The 21,556-nt window shown below is 56.2% G+C and carries 19 protein-coding genes; 8 read left to right on the top strand and 11 right to left on the bottom strand.

What is annotated here, in order from left to right:
* Window positions 1-37 precede the first annotated feature (37 nt).
* A complete protein-coding gene (locus Pla52o_RS05775) occupies window positions 38-1,477 on the bottom strand; it encodes an aldehyde dehydrogenase family protein (protein ID WP_146593666.1) in 1,440 nt (479 codons plus the stop codon).
* A gap of 42 nt (window positions 1,478-1,519) precedes the next feature.
* Between Pla52o_RS05775 and Pla52o_RS05780 the strand changes: the two genes are divergently transcribed.
* Both Pla52o_RS05780 and Pla52o_RS05785 read left to right on the top strand, forming a co-directional pair.
* Complete coding sequence (locus tag Pla52o_RS05780) at window positions 1,520-2,143, top strand: nitroreductase family protein (RefSeq protein WP_146593667.1); 624 nt, start codon at window positions 1,520-1,522, stop codon at window positions 2,141-2,143.
* Between the two features lie 575 nt (window positions 2,144-2,718).
* Window positions 2,719-3,993 (top strand): PP2C family protein-serine/threonine phosphatase, encoded by a 1,275-nt coding sequence (locus Pla52o_RS05785; protein ID WP_231612127.1) that lies wholly within the window; start codon window positions 2,719-2,721, stop codon window positions 3,991-3,993.
* Between the two features lie 168 nt (window positions 3,994-4,161).
* On the opposite strand, the gene Pla52o_RS05790 is transcribed toward Pla52o_RS05785, so the two are convergent.
* Window positions 4,162-4,827, bottom strand: a complete 666-nt coding sequence (locus Pla52o_RS05790) for an NAD(P)H-hydrate epimerase (RefSeq protein ID WP_231612128.1) — start codon at window positions 4,825-4,827, stop codon at window positions 4,162-4,164.
* Between the two features lie 94 nt (window positions 4,828-4,921).
* Between Pla52o_RS05790 and Pla52o_RS05795 the strand changes: the two genes are divergently transcribed.
* Entirely contained in the window at window positions 4,922-5,149 is a 228-nt protein-coding gene (locus Pla52o_RS05795; protein WP_146593668.1) for an FmdB family zinc ribbon protein, read from the top strand.
* Window positions 5,150-5,242: 93 nt separating this feature from the next.
* Here the strand turns inward: Pla52o_RS05795 and nadA are convergent, their stop codons facing one another.
* From nadA to Pla52o_RS05820, 5 genes are all read right to left on the bottom strand, one after another.
* Window positions 5,243-6,391 (bottom strand): quinolinate synthase NadA, encoded by a 1,149-nt coding sequence (nadA, locus tag Pla52o_RS05800; RefSeq protein ID WP_146593669.1) that lies wholly within the window; start codon window positions 6,389-6,391, stop codon window positions 5,243-5,245.
* 279 nt (window positions 6,392-6,670) lie between these two features.
* Window positions 6,671-8,959, bottom strand: coding sequence for a multiheme c-type cytochrome (locus Pla52o_RS05805; protein ID WP_315852936.1), 2,289 nt, complete (start codon window positions 8,957-8,959; stop codon window positions 6,671-6,673).
* A gap of 84 nt (window positions 8,960-9,043) precedes the next feature.
* Window positions 9,044-9,499 carry a hypothetical protein gene (locus Pla52o_RS05810; protein ID WP_146593670.1) on the bottom strand — a complete coding sequence of 152 codons (456 nt, stop codon included), beginning with the start codon at window positions 9,497-9,499 and terminating at the stop codon, window positions 9,044-9,046.
* Window positions 9,500-9,610: 111 nt separating this feature from the next.
* A complete protein-coding gene (locus Pla52o_RS05815; protein WP_146593671.1) occupies window positions 9,611-10,348 on the bottom strand; it encodes a HisA/HisF-related TIM barrel protein in 738 nt (245 codons plus the stop codon).
* An 18-nt stretch (window positions 10,349-10,366) separates the two neighbouring features.
* The gene (locus Pla52o_RS05820) at window positions 10,367-10,915 is read right to left on the bottom strand and encodes a DUF2617 family protein (protein ID WP_146593672.1); all 549 of its coding nucleotides are present in this window, start codon (window positions 10,913-10,915) and stop codon (window positions 10,367-10,369) included.
* Between the two features lie 374 nt (window positions 10,916-11,289).
* Here Pla52o_RS05820 and Pla52o_RS05825 point away from each other — a divergent pair, with 374 nt between their 5' ends.
* Both Pla52o_RS05825 and Pla52o_RS05830 read left to right on the top strand, forming a co-directional pair.
* A complete protein-coding gene (locus Pla52o_RS05825; protein ID WP_146593673.1) occupies window positions 11,290-11,868 on the top strand; it encodes an anthranilate synthase component II in 579 nt (192 codons plus the stop codon).
* A gap of 22 nt (window positions 11,869-11,890) precedes the next feature.
* Window positions 11,891-12,184, top strand: coding sequence for a DUF167 domain-containing protein (locus tag Pla52o_RS05830; protein ID WP_146593674.1), 294 nt, complete (start codon window positions 11,891-11,893; stop codon window positions 12,182-12,184).
* 53 nt (window positions 12,185-12,237) lie between these two features.
* On the opposite strand, the gene Pla52o_RS05835 is transcribed toward Pla52o_RS05830, so the two are convergent.
* Both Pla52o_RS05835 and Pla52o_RS05840 read right to left on the bottom strand, forming a co-directional pair.
* The gene (locus tag Pla52o_RS05835; RefSeq protein ID WP_146593675.1) at window positions 12,238-14,409 is read right to left on the bottom strand and encodes a Tex family protein; all 2,172 of its coding nucleotides are present in this window, start codon (window positions 14,407-14,409) and stop codon (window positions 12,238-12,240) included.
* A 267-nt stretch (window positions 14,410-14,676) separates the two neighbouring features.
* A complete protein-coding gene (locus Pla52o_RS05840) occupies window positions 14,677-15,240 on the bottom strand; it encodes a M50 family metallopeptidase (protein ID WP_146593676.1) in 564 nt (187 codons plus the stop codon).
* 143 nt (window positions 15,241-15,383) lie between these two features.
* Here Pla52o_RS05840 and Pla52o_RS05845 point away from each other — a divergent pair, with 143 nt between their 5' ends.
* The 3 genes from Pla52o_RS05845 (at window position 15,384) to Pla52o_RS05855 (ending at window position 18,854) form a co-directional block, all read left to right on the top strand.
* Window positions 15,384-16,484 (top strand): linear amide C-N hydrolase, encoded by a 1,101-nt coding sequence (locus tag Pla52o_RS05845; protein ID WP_197169030.1) that lies wholly within the window; start codon window positions 15,384-15,386, stop codon window positions 16,482-16,484.
* Window positions 16,485-16,644: 160 nt separating this feature from the next.
* Window positions 16,645-18,084, top strand: a complete 1,440-nt coding sequence (locus Pla52o_RS05850) for a PDZ domain-containing protein (protein ID WP_197169031.1) — start codon at window positions 16,645-16,647, stop codon at window positions 18,082-18,084.
* 236 nt (window positions 18,085-18,320) lie between these two features.
* Complete coding sequence (locus tag Pla52o_RS05855; RefSeq protein WP_146593679.1) at window positions 18,321-18,854, top strand: hypothetical protein; 534 nt, start codon at window positions 18,321-18,323, stop codon at window positions 18,852-18,854.
* Window positions 18,855-18,882: 28 nt separating this feature from the next.
* Here Pla52o_RS05855 and Pla52o_RS05860 read toward each other — a convergent pair whose 3' ends face one another.
* Window positions 18,883-19,743: an NADP-dependent methylenetetrahydromethanopterin/methylenetetrahydrofolate dehydrogenase gene (locus tag Pla52o_RS05860; RefSeq protein ID WP_146593680.1), complete on the bottom strand. Its 861-nt coding sequence runs from the start codon at window positions 19,741-19,743 to the stop codon at window positions 18,883-18,885.
* Window positions 19,744-20,009: 266 nt separating this feature from the next.
* Window positions 20,010-21,419, bottom strand: coding sequence for a Gfo/Idh/MocA family protein (locus tag Pla52o_RS05865; protein ID WP_146593681.1), 1,410 nt, complete (start codon window positions 21,417-21,419; stop codon window positions 20,010-20,012).
* Window positions 21,420-21,556: the final 137 nt, after the last annotated feature.

Here is a 21,556-nt window from a genome sequence, read left to right on the forward strand (position 1 = left end):
TGGTTGGTTATTCCTAACTACGTATCATGCGGCCGCGTCAAGAGAGCATGCGTCGCAGCGCTAGCCAAAACATTTTGAGTCCTTGGGCGTTCCGCAGTTGGAGTGCGCCAATCAATCGTTCACGCGTTACATCATTTTGTGGCATGTGATGCAGTGCAAAACGTCCCCGTCGCTCGCTGACCACGACCGGGACCGTCATCGCCAGCAACCCCTCGTCGCCGCGAGTTACCCCAAATCCGCTGCTGCCTCGGCCTCCGAACGGGACACGTGGATCGGCGGTGGGGGTGATCATTTCGTTGATCGCGACGGAGCCCACGTTCAACTGGTTTGCCATCGCGATCGCGGCTCGACGGGGGCCAAACACGGACGCCGCTAGACGGTAACGGCACTGATTGATGGCCGCCACCGCATCCTCGCTGTTTTTCAGACGAACCACGCTAATGACCGGAGCGAACAGATCCGCTGACACAATTTCTGCGTCCATGGGAACGCGATCGAGTACCAACGTGCGCATCTCGCCGGTCGCCGCTAATCGTTCCGCGTCGTAATGTTGAGTTGCGTCGATCGCACCGCCGGAAATGGCTTCGTCAATCGTCTGGGCAACGCCGGCGCGGGCGACCGGGTGGATGACGAAGTGCTTGTCTGTCTCGTCAAGCCGTTGACAAAGCCGCGTGACGACCGCGTCGGCCATGGGGGAATCTTCGACGAGCAATCGTCGCGGCCCGATACAGGTCGCTCCGCTGTTCAAATTCAAACCAAATTTGACGAACGAGCAGACGCGGTCGAGATCCGCGCCGGGCAGCACGACGACCGCGTCACAGCCGCTCAGTTCCATGATCGCAGGGGTAAGCGTTTTGGCCGTTTGTTCAAGCACCTTGCGGCCAGTGTTCGCCGAGCCGGTCAGTACAACCAAATCGACAGGTTGGGGCGTGGTCGTCGCGTTTAAGATGCTGGCCGCCGCTGTGGGTGAGGAATCGAGTTGGAGGAGTGCCTGCTCGGGAACACCCGCATCGTAGAAGCAACGGACCAACATCCGCGTCAGTGCTTCGCACCCTTCGGCCGGCTTGAGCAACACTCGATTACCCGCGGCGAGTGCCTGAGCCACTTGAACCCCGGTTAACAACAGCGGGTAGTTCCATGTTCCGATGATCAGTACCGTGCCATGGGGAGCTCGACGAACCGTGCTGCGAACGCCCCACAACCACAGCGGTCGTCCTCGCACACCGAGTTGGCGAGACGCCAAAATGGTTGCCCCTTTTTTTGCTAGGTATTTCAAAGCGTCGCACAGCGGGATCAGCTCGGCGGTGACGGTTTCAAAAGCGTCGGTTCGCTGTTCACTGATACACAACCCTGATAAATTATCCGCTTGGCGTGCGATTGCAAATCTCGCTCCCGCCACGATTTTGCAGCGTTGGCGGAGCGTCAAGCCGTTCCACGGGGTCGCTGACTCGATTTGCATCCGAACTGCCTTTCCCATTGTGATCCTGAAAATCTAATCCACTGACGTGTGTCGAGTCTTATGAATCCAACTCAATCTAACGTTCTTGATGCAATCCAAAATCGATATAGCCCTTATCGGTTCGAGCCGCGTGAAGTGGAAGATGACAAAATATTAGCGTGCTTGGAAGCAGCCCGTTGGGCCGCCAGTAGTTTTAATGACCAACCTTGGAACTGGATCGTAGCGCGGCGCCAAGACACGGTCGAATTTGAAACGATGATTGACTGTTTGATGGAGGCAAACCAAGATTGGGCTCGCCAAGCCGGTGCGTTATTGATCACGGTCAATCGGACCACTTTTCGGCGAAATCAGAAACACAACCGAGTGGCGCTGCACGATCTCGGGCAAGCCTCGGCCTATCTCGCCCTGCAAGCGGCCGAGCTCGGATTACAGGCTCATCAAATGGGCGGTGTCAATTTGAGTCGGCTTCGACAACAGTACGAGATTCCCCAAGATCACGAGCCACAAACCGCGATCGCGATTGGCTATCCCGATCGCAGCGAACCGACGAGCGAGCAAGGCAAGGCGTGGCAAGCGAGAGAAAACAGCGCCCGTCAACGTTTGTCGTTGAGTGAGCAGACGTTTGTCGGAAAATGGGGCGTTCCCGCCGAATTTGTCAAAAGAAGTGAGGGAAAAGTGAGCTAGATTCAGTCCCCCGCAAACGCGTCGGATGATGATTGGCTCGGAATCGCGGTAACAACGGCGCGTGGAAACGGGTCAGCCAACATGGATGGACGCTGGGCTGGGTTACTGAACAAGGCGGCAAACGCTGGACGCGAAGGGTAACGGCGTGCCTTTCGACAAGCAACGTTTGGATAGACGCGGATGATGAGCCCGTGGGCTCCGTCCCCGATGGGCCCGCGGGCTTCGTCCCGCCTCATTTTTGCTAGTGGACGGGGAGTACAGCAACGAAGCGAAACTCTGTAGACTAACGTCTACCGATGTTGCGAGGCAATGGCTCACCTCGTTTCAGGCGGATTCCGTGATCCTGGTCGCAGCAGGGCGTGTTCGCCATGGGGGAACATGACGGTTACAACAGATGACGGAAACATTTTCCTTTTTTTGGGGAGGCGCAACGTGTGTGTTGCCCCAACCTCCGCACCGACGCGGGGTTACAATATAGGCCTGTTCAAACCGTGCAACACCTCGACCCGAGTCAACAATCAGTGTCGGAATCTTGGAACTCTGGTATTACGTATTCGCAGCTGACGGATGTCGGCATGCGTCGTGCGAATAACCAAGATTCGATGGCGGTGTTGATGGCCGGAACCCTCGATCGATTTTATCATCACGGCCATTTGTTTGTTGTCGCCGATGGAATGGGAGCTCATGCCGCCGGAGAATTAGCAAGCCGATTAGCGGTCGAGCACATCGCGATGCAGTACTTCCGCTCGGCGGAAGAGGATTGCCCCGAAGCCCTGAGGATTGCGGTTCGCGAATCTAACGCCGAGATCCACCGCCGCGGTCAACAGAATCCTGAATTCTACAATATGGGAACCACGGCGAGCAGTTTGGCAATCCTGCCCGTCGGCGCGGTGGTCGCTCACGTAGGCGATTCACGCGTCTACCGTTTACGTGATCGTGTGCTCGAGCAATTGACGTTCGACCACTCGTTGGTATGGGAGATGGAGGCGAGCGGGCAAATTCATCCTGACAGTGTGCTTGGGCAATCGATCCCCAAAAATGTCATCACACGCTCGCTTGGCCCGAATGCGAACGTCGAAGTCGATCTTGAAGGCCCGTTTGAGATTCACGCGAACGACCAATTCCTGCTCTGCAGTGATGGTTTGTCGGGGCAGGTCGAGGACGAAGAAATCGCTGCGATCATGGATTGTTTGCCTGCCAATTTAGCGACCCGCGTGTTGGTCGATCTCGCCAATCTGCGCGGCGGTCCCGATAATTCGACGGTGATCATTGTTCGCGTTGAAGCGGACTTCGCTGAGGTCTCGGGAAAATCGACCGTCGCCAAACGTCCGCGACGACGGAGAGAACCGAGTGCGGTTTCGCCTCTGTTAATGGGGACCGCAGCGATTTGTTTCCTGGGGTCGCTGGGGTTGGGACTCGCCATGGCGGTGCTCAACACCCCGGTTAGCAAAGCATTGGGGCCAATGATCATTGCCTTCATCTTGGGGATGATCGCGTCGGCGTTCTGCGTCGCCCAATACATTCAGAGTAAGCCGAAATGCAAAGCGAAGCCACTGCCCAAAACGCCTGGCGGCAAAGGCCCTTATCGAAGGTACAGCGCCAATCCCAGCAAAGAACTCTTCGACCGGCTGGGAAAAACGGTGGAAGAATTGCGATCCGCCGCATCCCAGAGAAATTGGATGATGGACTGGGGCAAGATCGATGAATTGCAGCAGAAAGGCAGCGTGGCGGTCGCGCAAGCTCAATTCAAGACAGCGATTCGCTTGCAAGCCGAAGCGATCATCGAAACAATGCATCAACTCCGCGAACTCAATAATCGAGCCGCCAACGAAACCGATATTGAACGTTAGAGCCGTTTGACAAACGACGTGGGATTCACGTCGTAGCTGCGTTCGCCAGAACGAGGTCCACCGTTTGGCGACGTGTGGGCTACATGAAAAATTTAAAAGGCTCTAAGCGGTGCCGCGTGGATGGCGAAGCATCCGTCGTTCGGTTTTGACGCGGGGGCGACTGACACGTTAAACGCCATGTTGACGTAACAGTTTCCTCGGGACGCCAATCGAGACAAGCTCGATCTGACCTAGAAATTGGCTGGCTTGCTGTAATCCAAAGCCAATTTTTTCGGCGACAAACGTGATCGTTAGATCGGCATTGAAGGTGTGCAGGTCGGCGGTTCCCGTGTCCACATCGATTCCGGTCGGTACATCGATTGCGATCCGCGTCGCCTGAGTTCGGTTAGCAATGCGGACCGCATCCGCGTAGAGACCTCGCAACGGCCCGGTGGCTCCGGTGCCGAGCAGACAATCGACGATCACGTCAGCATCGCCGACTAGCTGTTCGATTTCCGCTTGATTTTCGACCACGTGAACATCAAGGTCGGCTCGGAGGGCGATATTTGCGTTCGCCGCCGCATCCCCCGAAAGCGCATCCGTAGGGACCACCGAAATGACGCGGACGTCCCGCCCCATCAGATCGAGATGACGTGCGATCACATAGCCATCACCCCCGTTGTTCCCTTTGCCGCAAAGCACGATGATGCATCCACTCGAGGCGGACCGCTGGATCACCTCGGCGGCACCGCGGCCGGCGTTTTCCATCAACACCAGCCCCAACATCCCGTATTCCTGGATCGCTCGCTGGTCGACCGATTGAACTTGTTCACGAGTCAGGGGGAGACGTTTCATGGTTGGCCGCTCCGGGAATGGTTTTGCGGAAATCGAAGTCGCTTGTCTATAATCCGTTTGGATCAAACTCACCCTTTTCAAAGTTTACCAGAACATGCCACTCTACGAATACGAATGCAAACCGTGTAACAAGTTGGTCGAAGTGTTGTTACGTCGCAGTGACGAAATTGCCGAGTGTCCCCACTGTGCTAACCGAGACATCGAACGCCAATTGAGCGTTCCTGCATCCCCCGCTGTTCGTAGCGGTGGTTCGTTGCCGGTAGCGGGCGGTGGTGAAGCGTGCGGGGCACCCCGTTGTTGCGGTGGTGGTTTCCAGATGTAAAGCGTCTCGCACCAAGGATCGCCCGGCCGTCGCCTGAACAAGGCGATTCCGGCGCCGGCAGCGGCAATCGACTCAGCGCCCGCGATGGTACGATTACTTGACCGCCAGCATGCGCTCGAGCGCGACCAAACTCCACTTCGAAATTTCGTCGCTCACCTCGATCCGATTGACAATCGCACCGTCGCGAAGATTTTCAAGCGTCCAACACAGGTGTGGCAGGTCGATGCGATACATCGTCGAGCACATACAGATCACAGGGCTCAAGAAATGAATCTCTTGTTCGGGATGTTCGGCCTTCAAGCGATTGACTAGGTGCAACTCGGTTCCGATCGCCCACTTGGTTCCGGCAGGGCTATTTTGCACCGTGTCGATGATCTTCCCCGTGCTGCCGGAAACATCCGCAATGTCATTCACTTCGCGAGGGCATTCGGGATGGACGAGGATCTTGATTCCCGGATGGTTTTTGCGGAAGCCGTCGACGTGTTCGGGACGAAACATTTGGTGGACGCTGCAATGTCCCTTCCAAAGAATCACACGACTGTCTTGGAGTGCTTTTTCGGTGTTGCCGCCTAGTTCAAGTGCATAGGGATCCCAGACCGGCATTTGTTCTTCGCCAATCCCCAACCCCAAGGCGGTGTTACGTCCGAGATGTTGGTCGGGGAAAAAGAATACTCGATCTCCTCGCTCGTAGGCCCATTCCAGGACCGCCTTGGCATTGCTGCTGGTGCACACGATTCCACCGTGGCGACCACAGAAAGCTTTTAGTGAGGCCGCGCTATTGATATAGGTGACCGGGATCACCCGCTGGGTATCGATAACCTCGGACATGTCTTCCCAAGCCGCTTCGACCTGTTTGATCGCTGCCATATCGGCCATCGAACACCCGGCTGCCATATCGGGAAGCAGGACGGTGACCCGGTTGCCATCGCGTTCGGCTAATTTCTCCGGCCGGTTCGCAAGAATATCAGCGGTCTCGGCCATGAAGTGAACGCCACAGAAAACAATCGTGCGGCACGTCCGGCTGGCCGCGGCCATTTCACTTAACTTGTAACTATCGCCACGTAGATCGGTATGGGCGATCACTTCGTCTTGTTGATAGTGATGTCCAAGGATCAAAAGCGAATCGCCAAGTTCGGCACGCACCGCTTCGATACGGGCCTGCAATTCGTCCGGTTGAAGCGTTCGGTAAGACGCTAACGGATGAAGGGCATCTTTGTCGTGTTGGGTGATGGTCGCGTTCAACGGTGGTCCTTCGGTATCAGAAAAAACGTTTGCGTAGGAGGAAAACTTGCTCCCGTCCCTGGCAACGTGATTATCGTTTTCATGTTTAGTAGGCGTTTTCTATGCCAAGGGCGTCAAATCCCATAGCCCAGGCAAATCCTATAGCCCAGGCGTTTTAGCTCGCTTCGCGGTACCTTGTTGGGCAATCACAACCATTTTGGGCCATCCCATTGGGTGCCGAGCGAAGGCAGTCTTCCTTGATTGTACCCGTAAATCACTGAAACGAGCGATGGCCCCTTGTCACGACTCGTTTTCCGCGTCGGCAGCCATCTTTTCCTTCAAATAGCGCAGCGCGGTTTGATAATCCTCCACCGCGGGCGCTAACTCGACTGCTTTTTGCAGTTGCACCAGTGCCTCATCGTCCTTCCCGTTTAAATACAACGCCAATCCATAGCGGTATTGCACATGGGCGTTGTCGGGAACCAAGGCGGCGTCCCGCGCGATCAGCGGTAATTCCGCACGACGCAGCTGTTTCGCCAACGCAGTCATCTCGGCGGCTTGAGGCCCACCGGCCTGAGCAAGGGAGTCTAAGAGCTCCGCAAAATTGGATCTCGCCCCGGTGCTGTTCGGTTCCACGCGAATCGCGTCTTGATACGAGTCGATCGCTTCGCCGTAGCGACCGAGTTGTTCGCACAGCGCCGCCCACGCCAGATGGGCTCCCGAGCGATCCGATGCGTTCATCAACGTTCCCTTGACACTACGGGCGGCGAGTTCCACTTGACTCCGTTGCGAATCCTCGAGCTCTCGCACCGCTCCGGTGGCAATCATCACACGTGTCGCTTCGTCGCGTACGGATTTGGACTCGTCCTCGAGCAACGGAAACAAGTCCTTGGCTATCCGCTCGGCCGAAGCATTCATGTAAACCGTGACTGCCGCGGTTCGCAGGAGCGGATGGGCATCCATGTTTTTGATCAACTCACGCGAGATCGGCAACGCTTCGCGAACGCCCGCTTGGCCGAGTTCCGATAACGCGGTGGCGCGGGCGTAGGCCGGTGCAACTTCGTCAGGCTCGTTGACCAGCCGAAGCATCGCTTCGACTCCGCCGGGATCCCCCGCACGAAACGCTGCAAACGCTTCCCCGAAATGAAACGGTTGATGGCGTTCCTTGCCATACCACTGCTCACACGCATCGTCACACCATTGATTCGTTTTGGCCAACATCTGGGCGATTTGCTCGTTTCCTTCGTCGGCTAATCGCAACCAATCGGCGTAGTGCTTGGCTTGTTCACTTGTCGCAGAATCCAAATCCTTTCGGAGGTCTTCGATGTGACAACCGCTGCACGCGTTAGGCGTCCCCAGTTTGACCGACAAATCGGGGCGAGGGACGCGGAGACTGTGGTCACGACGGGGATCGACCTCCATATAAGTCGTGTGCGGCATGTGGCAATTCACACACATCGCACCCGCAGTTCCAGGGACATGATGGTGATGAGAGGGGACATCGTATTTGCCTGCGGCGTGTTGATGACACGAGGTGCACGTTTCATTGCCCTGGTGTTTTAACTGCAGCGAATGAGGGTCGTGGCAATCGCTGCAGCGGATGTTCTTGTGATACATCTTGCTTTGAATAAACGAACCGAAAACGTAGACCTCGTCCTTGATCTGGCCATCGGCGTGGTAGGTCGCAGGGCTCATCAGCTCTAGCGCATAGTGATCAAAATAGGAATCCCCGCCGCGGAAATGAGGATCCATCACCCCGCGTCGACTGTGGCAGGGGGCGCACGATTGGATCTCCGCTTCGTTGCTGTCGCCCTTCAACTTGGACAATCCGTAACCGTAGCGACGGTCCCAAAACAGCGACTTGTTGTTGGCGAGTTCCACATGCATGCTGCCAGGTCCGTGACAAGCTTCACAGCTAACGTCGATCTCAGAGAACGTCGTGTGGTAACGATTCGCCTTGGGGTCGAAGTTCGTTTTTAAATCGGTGGAGTGACAATCTGCGCACATGGTTTGCCATCGCTGGGCAATCCCGGTCCAATGCAGCGGGTCCTCGGGTTCGAGTTTCTCGTTAACGTCCGGCGGACGTAGGTAGAACCAACGTTTGCCTTGGGTATCCCAGCTGATCCGGAGCACCTGTAGCCGTGACAATTCGTTCTCCGGCATGTCGTCGCTGCGATCGAATTCAACCATATATTGTTGAAGCGGATCGACTCCGAAGACGTACTTCACTTCAAAGTCTTCCATCGCGCCACTGGGGCCTTCGGTGTGCACCATGAATCGTTTACCGTCTCGGTACATGCGATTGATCAAACCATCGTGCTCGAAGGTGACGTTCTGGAAGTCGCCCAAGACGGTTTCATCCGTGGCAATATCCATCGCCAAATCGTGATGCGATCCGCGAAATGCCTCGGCTTGTTCGCGGTGACAATCGATGCAAGCGGCTCGCCCAACAAAGTGCGCCTCGGTTCCCTCCGGTTTGGCGATCCAATAATCGGCAAACACGGCGCTGCCGATCATCAAGATAACGACGCCAATCAGGTGCGGAGCAAACCGGCGAGTGCGTTTCGTCGTGGAGGGCGATTTAGACAAGGTGAGTGCGTGCAGCGGGAGGGAGAGGAATCAAGGATTGGCATGGCGTGGGATCGATGGAGTCCAATCCATCCTGAACGGATCTCACTTTGTCGGCGGGCCCGCTTCGGTCAGCAAGCGGCCCGCTTCGTGTCGCATTTTTGTGACCAGCTCGTTGCGCGATGCACTCGGTGGCCCGAGCCGTTGTAGCAATCGCGCCGAGCGAAGCAAGCACTCCGCCGCGCGAGCTCGGTTGTCGAGATCGCTTGGACCTTGCTCCGAAGCGAGCGGGGTCTCCATCGCCGGGTCGAGCGAAGAACCGTCAAGAATGCTGCCGCGTGATTGGATCAACCCAAGCACATCATCGAGTAGCGGATCGGAGGAATTCACCCCGTCGGGGGCTCCGTCTAAGGCACGACGGATCTTGGTTTCGATCGAGTTGGCTTTCGTTTCCCCTTGCGTCGGAGGGGCATCACTCGGTGATTGGGCAATCGCAACCCCAAGCGTCACGACAAACAGCCCCGTGGCCAAAACAATCAGTCGCTTGGAAGGTTGAAACATCAGTCGCTCTTGGGCTAAAGGGCAATCGGCAAAGTCAAGGAAAGTTCAGACGCGTGGGCACACGGTCGTTGGCTTTTGCTGAGTCGTTGATTGGCACACGCTCACGCATGCTTAGCGTGGCAACAATGCGGTGGCAACGAGGCAGTGGTCGCAGCCGGAATCCAGCAGTAGTTTAACGTCAACTGCGTCGCGAACTCCACCGCCCGAATAAAGTTTCATGTGGGGCACCCAATGGTGAATCCGTTGGCAAGTTGCGGCAATCGATGGGCCACGCGACGTTCCCACCGTTGCTGTGTCTAAGATGACCGATCGATCGATGCCGAGCCGATCGGCTTGCTCGAGCCAATCTCGCTCCGAATTTTCTCCTCCCAGAAAAACCCCATCGTGGTAATCCATTCCAAGGACGGTTTGTGAGGCGGCAAATTGGCCATGAACTTGCCGCAACGAGCGGGTTCCCGCGGCGCATTCGGTCGGAAAAACGACGAACACGTTTTTGTGTTCGCGTGCATACGCCAAGAAGGATGTGGTCAAACTCGACTCGCTCCATCCGATATCGACGATGACTTGATCCCAGCGAGGCTCGCTTGAAATCAACCTTCGTAGCAAATCGCTTTGGGGGACGCCCCCTTGGATCGAATCGAGGTCGGCGATGTAGAGTGCCCGCAGTCCTTGATTGGCGTAGTAGGAGACCAAGGCGAAGGGGTCGCCGCCTTTTTCGCCCGCCAGCGAGATCGGTTGATAAGCGTGGCGATGTCCGGCGACCGCGTGAACGGCGAATCCTGATTTTAGATCGACCACGGCAACAAGATGGGCGCACAGGGTCGGATCGGAAAGCGACGAAGTCGGCATCGGTTGATCACGGACTCGCTATTTTGCGTCGCCACCGAGCGAGAAGAGCGATTCCACTTTGACGATCGCGTAATCGTCTGGGAACGTATGGATGGCTTGAATCAAAACGCTTTGGCGTCGAGTTTCCACGTTGACGTAGCTGAGGGCGCCGAGTGCCATTCGGCCGCTGGCGTCAAAGCGATGCAACAGCCCCTCGGTTTGCCCGTTGCCTAGTTGTTGTTGCACCATCCAAAACATGTCCGGCGCAACCGGTTCCAATTGGAAGTGGGTTTTGTATTGCACCCCGCCACGGCACTCCGCTCGCTCGGTACGGCTTCCTTTGAGCGGACGCGACAACAAACAACGGCGTTTGGGCAAGGGTTGTTGAGCGCTAGTGGCGACTTCACAGATCGTCATTCCGCCGCCTCGCCAAGTGACGACATGCCCACAATTGGTAATGTCGACTTGAACATCGTAGAGCGTGCGTTCGATACGACGTCGTTGATGAAGCGCGTAAAGCTCGGGGTGAAGCGAACGGCTAAATACATGAAACGCCAATTCGGCGACTTTGGGGCGAACCGAAAGCATGAGAATTTATCTATGAAGAAGAGCGCGAGTAAAAAATTTGGGTTGTCAAGACTGATTGCCAGAGGGGGTTGATACTCAAATGAAAGAATTTTCACTAAGATATCGCGAGTCCTTGGTCGCTCGGTCCCTTGCCACGAACGTCTGTCGATACGTGTGAATCGCGTTTCGCCGTATTTCCACTCGCCCAGCGTTTCCGTAACGAACTCATTATACGCTGGTGATCGTTTGGAGCCAAAGAGCGTTTACGTGGATGATGACAAAGAATATTCTTTTAGTTCGGGGCGTGGAATTCCCATTGACATTTTCGCGCCACTGAACGTTTACCGTCCTGGATTTTCGTCCCCGTCACTCTTGTTACTCGTGTAATTTTCTCCATGGTTATCGTCGTCGACAATTACGATTCGTTTACTTACAACCTCGTCCAACGCTTGGGCGAGATCGACGCAAGTGTCGATGTGCGTGTCTTTCGCAATGACGAGTTATCGGTCGATGAGTTGCAAGCTTTGGCACCCCAACGCGTCTTGATTTCTCCAGGGCCGTGCACCCCCAACGAAGCGGGCGTGAGTGTACAGTGTGTGAAACAGTTTGCCGGTAAAGTGCCAGTGCTTGGAGTTTGTCTTGGCCATCAATCGATCGGGCAAGCGTTCGGGGGCGAGATCGTACGTGCGCCCGAATTGATGCACGGCAAAACCGATACGATCCATCACGATAACGAAGGATTGTTCGCTGGATTGGCAAACCCGTTTGTCGCGACACGCTATCACAGTTTAGTGATTGAGCCGAACAGTTTGCCGGATGAATTGACCGTCAGCGCATGGACCGACACAGGGGGCCAGCGTCAAATCATGGGGGTGCGTCACAAAAAGTACAAACTCGAAGGATGGCAGTTTCATCCTGAAAGTTTTTTGACCGAGCCCGGCATCGAACTCTTAACGCGATTCCTCGCCTGGTAAACTCGTTGGTGTAACAAGTCCTGTGATCACGATCAAACAACACGACGATCGATGTACGATCGACGTGCATGTAACGCCGAAGGCAAAAAAGGCATCGATCGGAGGATGCCACGATGGTTCGCTACGCGTCTCGGTTACCGAACCCGCCGACAAAGGGAAAGCGAACAAGGCGGTCGAAAACGCTTTGGCGTCGCTCGTCGGCGTCGCCAAGTCCAAGGTCGAAGTGATTCGCGGATGCACCTCACGCCGCAAGACCGTGGCGATCTTGGGGGTCAGCGAATCGGCGGTGCGATCGATTCTCGAACCGTTGCTTTGAACTTGGTGACGATGAGCGTGGTGATGACGAGCGTGGTGCGTTGACCACCCCGGTTAGAACTTTCGGGTTACCGAGATGCGTTTTCTGGGCAAATCGATTTCCAGCACCTTGACCTTGGTCACATCGCCGACCGCGACGACCTCGTTTGGATCTTGGACAAACGTGTTGGCGAGCTGGGAAATGTGGATCAACCCATCTTGATGAACGCCGATGTCGATAAAGGCGCCGAAGTGGGTCACGTTGGTGATCACGCCTTCGAGCACCATCCCTGGCTTCAGGTCTTCCATGCAATTCACGCTGTCGTCGAACTTGACGGCTCGGAATTCGCTGCGGGGGTCGCGGCCTGGTTTCCCTAGCTCTGCAATGATATCCGCCACGGTGGGAAGTCCAAAGCGATCGTCGACGAACTCACTCGGTTGGAGCTTTTGGCTCAAACTCGCATTGCCGACCAAGGCGTGAGAGTCCGCGCCGAGCTTCTTTGCCATTCGGCTGACGACGGGATAGCTTTCGGGGTGCACCGCGGAGTTGTCCAATGGCTCGTCTCCGCCTCGAATTCGAAGAAAACCAGCCGCTTGCTCGAACGCTTTTTTGCCTAACTTAGGAACCTTGCCGAGCTCCTTGCGATTTTTAAATTGACCGTTTTGGTCTCGATATTCGACGATATTCGCCGCCAATTTGGGGCCGATCCCCGCGACGTACGACAACAACGGAACGCTCGCCATGTTTAGATCGACGCCGACGTTGTTGACACACGATTCGACGGTGCGGTCGAGACATTTGCGAAGTTGGGTTTGGTTTACGTCGTGTTGGTATTGGCCCACCCCGATTGACTTTGGATCGGATTTAACCAATTCAGCCAACGGATCTTGCAAGCGGCGAGCAATACTAATCGCACCCCGCACGGTGATGTCCAAATCGGGGAACTCTTTGGACGCTAATTCGCTGGCGGAATAAATCGACGCCCCCGATTCGCTGACCATCACCTTGGTGACGGCGAGTTTGTGCTCGCGAATCAGATCGCCAACAAAACTGTCCGTTTCCCGCGACGCGGTCCCGTTTCCAATCGCAATCAGTTCGACGTCGTGCTTTTGGATCAGCGCCAACAACGCCTTGCCCGCCGCCGCAGTGTCGCTTTTGGGCGGTGTTGGGTAGATCGTTGTGTTGGTGAGAAACTTGCCGGTCCCATCGACCACCGCAACCTTGCACCCGGTGCGAAATCCAGGGTCGATCCCAATCGTCACGCGTGGTCCCGCCGGAGCCGACATGAGCAGCTCTCGTAGGTTCTTTCCGAACACTGCGATCGCTTCCTCGTCCGCCTTTTCCTTTAACGCTTGCATGACGGTCGATTCGGTCGCCGGCATCAATAGCCGCTGGTAACAATCTTCGACCGTCGCGAGTAACTCGTTGCGAAATTCAAAGTCGCGATTCGGCACGAGCTTGGGCTTCAACTCGGCGAGCACTTGAGAGTCCTCGAGTTGAATGCCAACCTTCAGGACCCCTTCGGACTCACCACGCATCATGGCCAATAAGCGGTGCCCCGGAATCCGGTTGGCCGATTCTTGATGGTCGACATACTGCTCGAACTTTTCCGCTTGATCCTTCTTGCCCCGTTTGATCGAGGAGGTGATTCGGCCTTGCGAAAAGGCGTGCTTTGACATCCACGTTCGCGTCGGGGCGTCTTCGGACCATTGCTCGGCAACAATATCGAGCGCGCCTTGTAACGCGGCATCCGCATCGGGAACGTCTTTAGCTGCGTCGACAAACGCCTTGAGCACGTCGTCCTTTGATTTCCCGAGTTTGCTTTGACTTAACAACAGCTCAGCCAAAGGCGCCAAACCGCGTTCGCGTGCGATCGTTGCCCGAGTGCGACGCTTCGGTTTATACGGCAGATAGATCGCTTCGAGCGTGGCTAGGTCCGGGCACTGTTCGATCTGTTTGCGAAGCGCCGCGGTAAGCAGGCCTTGTTCGTCAATGGTTTTCAGCACGGTGGTTTTGCGTGCCGCGAGCGCCATCGCTTTTTCCAGGGCATCCTCGATCGCACGCAACGCTATTTCATCGAGTCCCCCAGTGGCCTCTTTGCGATAGCGAGCAATAAACGGAATTGTATTGCCAGCATCAAGGAGCTCGACCGCCGATTGCACCTGTTTCGGTGGCAGACCTAGTTCGCGGGCAATGGCTTGGGTGGCCGTTGCAATGTCAAACACGTTTTCCGTTTTCGTAGCCATCAGTTAACTCAGTGAAATGTTTTGTCGATGCTGTCAGCAAGGCGGCGGATTTTAGCTATCGCCGTCTTCAGTGTCATTAGCATCTTCAATGCAATCATTGCGATGGGGAATGACGTCAAAACGCTCAATTTAGAGTGTGGTGAGCCGATCCCCCCTCGAGGTTGCGCGGGGTTGAGCAAGTGAGTCGCAGGCGTGGTAGTGGTGCTTCGGTCGTCTGGTTGGGAAAACACCGGGGCAGCGCGACTGAGATGAGATGACGATGCGAGGCTAAGGTTTGACCGCCATGTTGAAAAAATGTCGCACCGCACGACCGCTGATGGTGGTCTTGAGGAGCAGTTCTTTGGCAATCAATTCGATCGCTTTGGCGTGCCCCTCGTCTCCCAATCGATACGCGGTCTTATCAATCAACCGGCGTTCAATCCGCTCCATTTGACGTGGCGTTGCAGGACGATTGTGCAATAGACGGCGGGCGGTCCGGAGGTCCTGGGCGGCGCCTTTTTCACAGTAGTGGCCCGTGATTGTCGCTTCGGCGACCATCCCGGCAAAGAGGATCAGAACCTCATCCTCGAGCCAATCGCGACTCGATTTGGTCCGCCCCTTTTGGATTTTACAGGCCCCCAATCGCACACCCTCAACTTGCAATCGACGCGGCGAGATGGTCACTTTGTCGATTGACCGACCAAGCGACAATGCCATCACCGCATGCCCCGCTTCGTGAAACGCTGTCGCGATCAATTCGGGACTTGGCGCATCTGAGTTTGGCGAATCGGGAACTGGACTCGAAGTCGCTCGTGCTGGCGGTTTTTCGCTCGATTGCGGTGGTTGTTTCATTCCCCGAGTGTATCGCACATAATGAGGGAAACAAACGGCCGTTCGGATACATCGGATCCAAATATCCGCGACGTTGTGAAGACCGCGAAGACCGCGACGCGTCGAAACGGCAAACGGCGTCTAAAAAGTCACTGGAAGATCGTATGAAATCACAACACCGCTCCGTCGCCAACATGCTGGTATGGGGTTTGATTGCGAATTTGCTGCTCGCCGGCTCGATCGGCCAAGCGTGCACGGTGATGCGATTCTCGTTTGAAGATCGAGTCATCGTTGCCCGCAATCATGATTGGTCCTTCGGCGAAGGGTTGTTGGTCGTGAATCGGCGTGGCATTCAAAAGCGGGCGATCTCGCCGAGCAATCCGGCCGAGTGGGTGTCAAAGCATGGCAGTGTGTCGTTTGTACAGTTCGGCTGTGAGATCCCCTTTGCGGGAATGAACGAAAAGGGATTAACGGTCGATTTGTTGCAGTTAAACCAAGCGGAGTTCCCTGCGTTTGACGCCAGCAAGTCATCGGTGAATGTCATCCAGTGGGTTCAGTACCAATTGGACACGGCGTCGAGCGTCTCGGAGGTCATCGCGAGTCTCGAGAGAGTCTATCCCACGCCCATGATCGCTTCGTTAGAACGGGTTCACTACTTTGTCACCGATGCCAGCGGGGATGTCGCGACGATCGCATTTCTGGGCGGCAAAGCGACTGTCACGCGAGGCAACCAGCACTATCATTGCGCGCTGGCGAATTCGACGGTCAAAGATTCGCTCGCCGCCTATCGGGGCGGTCAAGCGCAAAGCAATAGTGAATTGCGTTATTGCCAAGCGGTCGAGCAAATCGAATTGGCCAGCGGCGATGATGCTGTGGCGGATCCAATGGCTCACGCCCGAGCGTCGTTGGCGATGGTTGCTCAGCCCGGTTCGACTCAGTGGGGCATCGTCTACGAACCGAGCGAGCGAAAGCTTTCCTTCTCGACTCGCGTTGCTAATCGACTTCGCTGGATCGATCTGGATGACGTGGCCTTCGAAACGAATGCTCCGGCGTTGATCGTCGACGTCAATGCGGATCTCTCAGGCGACTTGGTTCCGCATCTTCGCGAATACACCCGGGGCGAAAATGAGCGAATTGTTAATTTTGCGTTCGATCAAATGATGCCCGCGGGTTTTGTGCGAACGGCGATCAAGCAACTCGTGCTCACCTACCCCTCGACCCTCAAACCGGTCACGGAGATGCCGGTGTCGGTGGAGTCGCGATAGGAAAGAGTCGCGATAGGAAACGCGAAATCGTCGGGGCCGTCGAAGCACCGCCGCGACGTCCGCGAAGGTCCGCTCACGCGGCTTGCTCGGGAACATCATTTGCAGCATGGTTGTCACTGAAAGTGATGCGATTGCTACTCGTGCAATGGATGATCCGACCATGAAGACATTACCAAAACCCGTCCTCGCATGGATCGTTGCGGCGACGTTCACGTTTGCTGTTTCCGGTGTTTGGGCACAGGACGCTCCCACCAGCCAAGAAACCGCCGCTGGTCAGCACGACGCGGCGGTGGAAGCCAACGCGGCATCCGAAACCTCGGAAGCGGCGCCCGCCAGCGAGGCTGATTTGGATGCACACGCCGACCACCATTCGCCGTCCCTTGGTGTCTTGGTGGGCTCATGTCCTGGACAGGGGGTGTGCGTTCACGACACAATTTGGGGAAGTCCCGCCGAGCGAGTGGGCATTCAAGCGGGCGACTATATTTTGGCCGTCAATGATCAACCCGTCTCCACCCCGCAAGAATTGAAGGAGCGAATCGACAGTCTTAAAGCGACCGATTCGGTCAAATTAAGCGTGTGGCGACGGGGGCAAAGGGTGACAAAAGAGGTTGCGTTGGCAAGCGAAGCTAAAGCATTGCTTGACAGCCGACGAGCATGGATGGGGGTGATGTTATCGGATCGGAAGGATGGCGAGTCGGGGGTGGTGATCTCGGACGTTTATCCCGACAGTCCCGCAGAGAGAGGCGGGCTGCATGCGGGCGATATTGTCGTGAAGATGGGGGATACCGAAGTGACGTCGATCAATCAATTCGTCACTCTGGTGAAGGACGTTGAACCGGGGGCGAAGGTCGATCTGACTCTGCGGCGTGGCGATGACGAACAGCAGATTACCGTCGAGGTTGGGCAAGTCGACAACGCACCGCTGAGATGGTTTCGTCGTTCGTTGGGACCCTTCGGTCCCTTCAATCGTGGTTTCCAACGCGACCTGGCTCCCTTGCTTCCCATGGAGGAATCCGATGTCATGTTCGATGGGATCGACGACCTGCGTGCCCAGCTTCGCTCGCTGCGAGAGGAGGTGGATCAGCTGAAGCAGCAATTGTCGCCTTCAACCGATCATGAACCGCAGCAAAAGGAGGAGCAACCGGCCAACAAAAACCTTGATGACGATTTGTCGAAAGGGGAGGCTCGCCAATCTGATTTCGTTCAGCTTGTCGTTCAACAAGATGGGCGATTCCCCAATCGAGGTCATCGCGAACGCGGCGATCGCGCTAATGGCGATTACGAGGACGGCGATCGCAGTTACCGAAACCGTGGTGACTATCAACGACCGTACAATCTTCCCCACCTCAGTAATGACTGGACGCGTGAACGCTATCGCTACCAGAACGATCGGACCAATCGCTATCGCTACCCGATCGATCAACCTTATCCCTATCGCTCGCCGTATAGCCCGGTGTACCGATATCCCTTCACCCCCTATCCCACGTACCCCTACGGGTACTATTTCCAAGGTGGCCGCCCCTACTACTACGGTTATGGCTATCCCTACGGTTATCGCGGCGGCATTCAAATCGGTCCCAACGCCGCCGTTCATTGGTAGTGCGAAAGCGGCCGAATACGGCTCGCTGACAATGCCGCTTGGTCTCGTTCCCTCAAGCATCAGTAAACGATTTCGCAGCGGCGAGGCAGCTCCTGCATCTCACTCGGGAGCATTCCCATTCTCCGTTCGCTGGGACGAACGACATTTTTTCCACGCCAACGGTGTTGGGGTTGTTTCCCAATCGACCTGGGTTCCGCTACAAAAGGGAGGACACCGACTCACCGAAGGGACCGAACATGCTCGAAAGTCTTCGCTGCAATTCATGTGGCGCGCCAATGGAAGTCCCTGCGAACGCCAATTATGTCAAATGCAATCACTGCGATGCTCAGTTAGTGGTGCACCGCGAGCGTGACATGACTTTTACCGAAGCCATGGACAAGCTAAACGAGACGACGCAATCGCTGAGTGATCAAGTGAGTCGTCTGAATGTCAATCAACAGATGGCAGAGCTTGATCGGCGCTGGGAAATCCAGCGCAACGACTATCGGATCACTGGCAAGGACGGGCACTCGCGTCTGCCGACCGAAGGAGCCGCAATGGTCGGTGGTATTTTTGCCGTGATATTTGGAACCTTTTGGACCGTGATGGCTTTTGCGATCACCTCCGCGTCCCCCTTTGCGGCAGCCAAAATTTTTCCTTTGTTTGGTCTGCTGTTTATCGGCGTTGGCATTTTCTCGGCCATCCATGCCCGCAATAAGGCGAGTGACTACAAGAGGGCCAAACGACGTTACGAATCCGAGCGTGATGCGTTGGCGCGACGAACACGCTGACGACTTCTCAATCGAATGCCAAGGGGGCTTACACCGTTTTCGAGATTTTGTAGATCTCGACATAATCGAGAACACGATCATTCGATTCGAACAAGGCAGCGATTGCGGCGCGATGGGTCTTCATCTTCAATCCCCCAACGCCGATCGCGCCATAGAGTTTCAAATCGCCCCGCGTTTTCGCTTTGTCGGTCACCGCGATCCCTTCGATCCCGACCGGTGGAACGGCGTTGAGGTCAATCGCCACCCGCAACGACGAACTGCTCTGGAGCGTGGCTTCGTCGACGAGCTGGACTCCCGCGGCACCACAGGCGATTAAGATTTGGGCATCGTGGAGCAGCGGTTCTACATCGGCCGGCTTGCTTGCCGATGCGGCTTGGATCGAGCCACGCTTGGTTTGCGTGCGAATGGTGTCGGCGACTTCCGTCGCGCGATCGAGGGAGCGACTCGTCACGACGACATTCGCTCCGTCGTCCGCTAACATTCGGGCGACGCGCTCGCCCACGGGCCCGGTGGCGCCCATCACCACGGCGGTCGCACCGGCGAGTTGGACCTCGCGTCCAGCGTAAACCACCGCGGCGGCAGCGGTGGTGTTGCATCCGTTGGCATCGAGCATGACCGAGTTCCGGACCGGTCCAAAAAAACAGCCCTTTACTTTTTCTAGTAACGCTTCGGCGCGACGGACATTCGAACCACCGATGAACAACGCCGTGTTTTTCAGGTCGTCGCCGCCGCGGGTGAACATAGCGCCATGCACCAACGGAGTCACGTTCTCGGGGGTCACGTTGGCGTGACTCAGCAGCGCATCGATACCGGCATCATAGGCGACTACGCTATCGAACGAACTGGCATGTGAATCGCCGTCGAGCTGAATCAAGATTTTCCGTGACATGATGGTTTTACCTGAGGCGGATGGAGGACATGAGGATGTCCTCGATTAGAGTCTGGTTCAACCGGGATGGGCAAGCAGTCAACCGTTGGAGCGTGAAGCGGGCGTTGGGCGGGCCAGCAACCGCTCGATCTAAAAAGGCCAGCGGAGCCATGAAAAAAACAGCGGAGCCAGAAAAAAGCCGCACAGGACCTTCATCCTGTGCGGCTTTGCGATTCATCGTGATTGGATGGGCGATTTCACTTTGCGTAGCAACCGCCGATCACGGATTAGGAAAGTTCCCAACCTTTGCGTGCGTCGCGTTGCACGAATTGGTTCACTTCGGGAACGTTCGGGCTCATCATTTTCTCGGCGTTCCACTCGATTCGTTTGCCTTCTCCGGCGCGAAGTGCCAAGTTGCCCACGAGGATCGTTTCGGTCAAGCGACCTGCGTAGTCGAAGTTCGCGGTCGTGCCAGGCTCATAATCGCCTTTGACGGTTTGCACAAACTCCCATTTTTGCCGCTCGTCGCCAGCACCCTTGAACGGGATGCGCGGCAGCGATTGTGCGGGTGGCTTGAAGTCGACGAAATCGGCTTTCGGCAATAGTTGATATTCAGCGCCGTAGTCGTCTGGCGAGAACATCGTGCCCTTGGTACCGATCAAGAAAGCACCGCTGGTCTTGCTGCCGCCTTCACGCTGTTGTGCGACACGCTTCTGGAACGCCTCGGGCAATTGCTTGATGACGTCTTCCGATGGCAATTCACCGCCGTCGTACCAGAAGAACTTGCAAGGTGCGAGTCCATTGCGCTCGGCGAATTCGAACATCAGCGTGGAGCTTGCAGGGAAGGTTTCGCCTTCGAAGATGCCGGGGTTCTTGATTGCCGTCACGGCGATCGGGTCGAACAAGTCCAGCGCCTTGACAGGCATGTTGGTCGTGTGACAAGCCATGTCGCCGAGTGCGCCGGTTCCGAAGTCAACCCAACCGCGCCAGTTGAAGCGATGGTACTCGCCCTTCTTGAACGGACGCATTGGTGCAGGGCCGATCCATGCTTCCCAGTTCAAATCTTCTGGAATGGGATCTTCGCCTGCGGGACGTCCCTTGCCTTGCGGCCAAACGGGACGGTTTGTCCAAACATGGACTTCCTTGACATCGCCAATCGCTCCACTTTGCAGCACTTCGATCGATTCACGGAATCCATCTGCCGAGGTGCCTTGGTTGCCCATCTGGGTGATCACGCCGGTCTTGGCCGCGGTTTCACGCATCATCCGCGCTTCGGAGATCGACCATGTCAGTGGCTTCTGGCAATACACATGCTTGCCCATGTTCATCGCGCGGATCGCAGCAACCGCGTGAGTATGGTCGGGCGTGCTGACGGTGACGATGTCGACCTTGTCGCCGAGCTCCTCAAGCATTTCGCGGAAGTCGGTGTATTGTTTTGCATCGCGGAACTCGCGTCCCTTCTTCTTCAATGTGCCGCCGTCGGTATCGCAAAGGCCGACGATGTTGACACCTTGTTCGCCAATGTGGCTGGTGTCGCTACTACCCTTGCCGCCGACACCGATACAGGCGGCCGAAAGTCCCTGCAGTGCAGAGTCTTTCCCGTAACTGATGCGAGAGGTACCCGACCAGAACCCCACGCCGGCGGTCAGCGCGGCACTCTGGCCAATGAAGTTACGACGTGTTGTTTTCTTGCTCATCAAAAGTCCTTGGAGGAGGGAATTCAAGATTGGAACGGGGAAACGAGCGGGGGCGCAAACGCCCCAATACAATAACAAGGGTGGGGCAAATAGGCAATCAAAGATGAAACTCCATTTTGCAGCGTATTCAGCAGATT

The organism is Novipirellula galeiformis, assembly GCF_007860095.1.
In the GTDB taxonomy this organism is placed as follows: domain Bacteria; phylum Planctomycetota; class Planctomycetia; order Pirellulales; family Pirellulaceae; genus Novipirellula; species Novipirellula galeiformis.

Bases quoted from the DNA above. Each gene is read 5' to 3' on its own strand.
- Pla52o_RS05775 (WP_146593666.1), bottom strand. From the start codon at position 1,477: ATGGGAAAGGCAGTTCGGATGCAAATCGAGTCAGCGACCCCGTGGAAC.
- Pla52o_RS05780 (WP_146593667.1), top strand. From the start codon at position 1,520: ATGAATCCAACTCAATCTAACGTTCTTGATGCAATCCAAAATCGATAT.
- Pla52o_RS05785 (WP_231612127.1), top strand. From the start codon at position 2,719: ATGCGTCGTGCGAATAACCAAGATTCGATGGCGGTGTTGATGGCCGGA.
- Pla52o_RS05790 (WP_231612128.1), bottom strand. From the start codon at position 4,827: ATGAAACGTCTCCCCCTGACTCGTGAACAAGTTCAATCGGTCGACCAG.
- Pla52o_RS05795 (WP_146593668.1), top strand. From the start codon at position 4,922: ATGCCACTCTACGAATACGAATGCAAACCGTGTAACAAGTTGGTCGAA.
- Pla52o_RS05810 (WP_146593670.1), bottom strand. From the start codon at position 9,499: ATGTTTCAACCTTCCAAGCGACTGATTGTTTTGGCCACGGGGCTGTTT.
- Pla52o_RS05815 (WP_146593671.1), bottom strand. From the start codon at position 10,348: ATGCCGACTTCGTCGCTTTCCGATCCGACCCTGTGCGCCCATCTTGTT.
- Pla52o_RS05820 (WP_146593672.1), bottom strand. From the start codon at position 10,915: ATGCTTTCGGTTCGCCCCAAAGTCGCCGAATTGGCGTTTCATGTATTT.
- Pla52o_RS05825 (WP_146593673.1), top strand. From the start codon at position 11,290: ATGGTTATCGTCGTCGACAATTACGATTCGTTTACTTACAACCTCGTC.
- Pla52o_RS05835 (WP_146593675.1), bottom strand. From the start codon at position 14,409: ATGGCTACGAAAACGGAAAACGTGTTTGACATTGCAACGGCCACCCAA.
- Pla52o_RS05840 (WP_146593676.1), bottom strand. From the start codon at position 15,240: ATGAAACAACCACCGCAATCGAGCGAAAAACCGCCAGCACGAGCGACT.
- Pla52o_RS05845 (WP_197169030.1), top strand. From the start codon at position 15,384: ATGAAATCACAACACCGCTCCGTCGCCAACATGCTGGTATGGGGTTTG.
- Pla52o_RS05850 (WP_197169031.1), top strand. From the start codon at position 16,645: ATGAAGACATTACCAAAACCCGTCCTCGCATGGATCGTTGCGGCGACG.
- Pla52o_RS05855 (WP_146593679.1), top strand. From the start codon at position 18,321: ATGCTCGAAAGTCTTCGCTGCAATTCATGTGGCGCGCCAATGGAAGTC.
- Pla52o_RS05860 (WP_146593680.1), bottom strand. From the start codon at position 19,743: ATGTCACGGAAAATCTTGATTCAGCTCGACGGCGATTCACATGCCAGT.
- Pla52o_RS05865 (WP_146593681.1), bottom strand. From the start codon at position 21,419: ATGAGCAAGAAAACAACACGTCGTAACTTCATTGGCCAGAGTGCCGCG.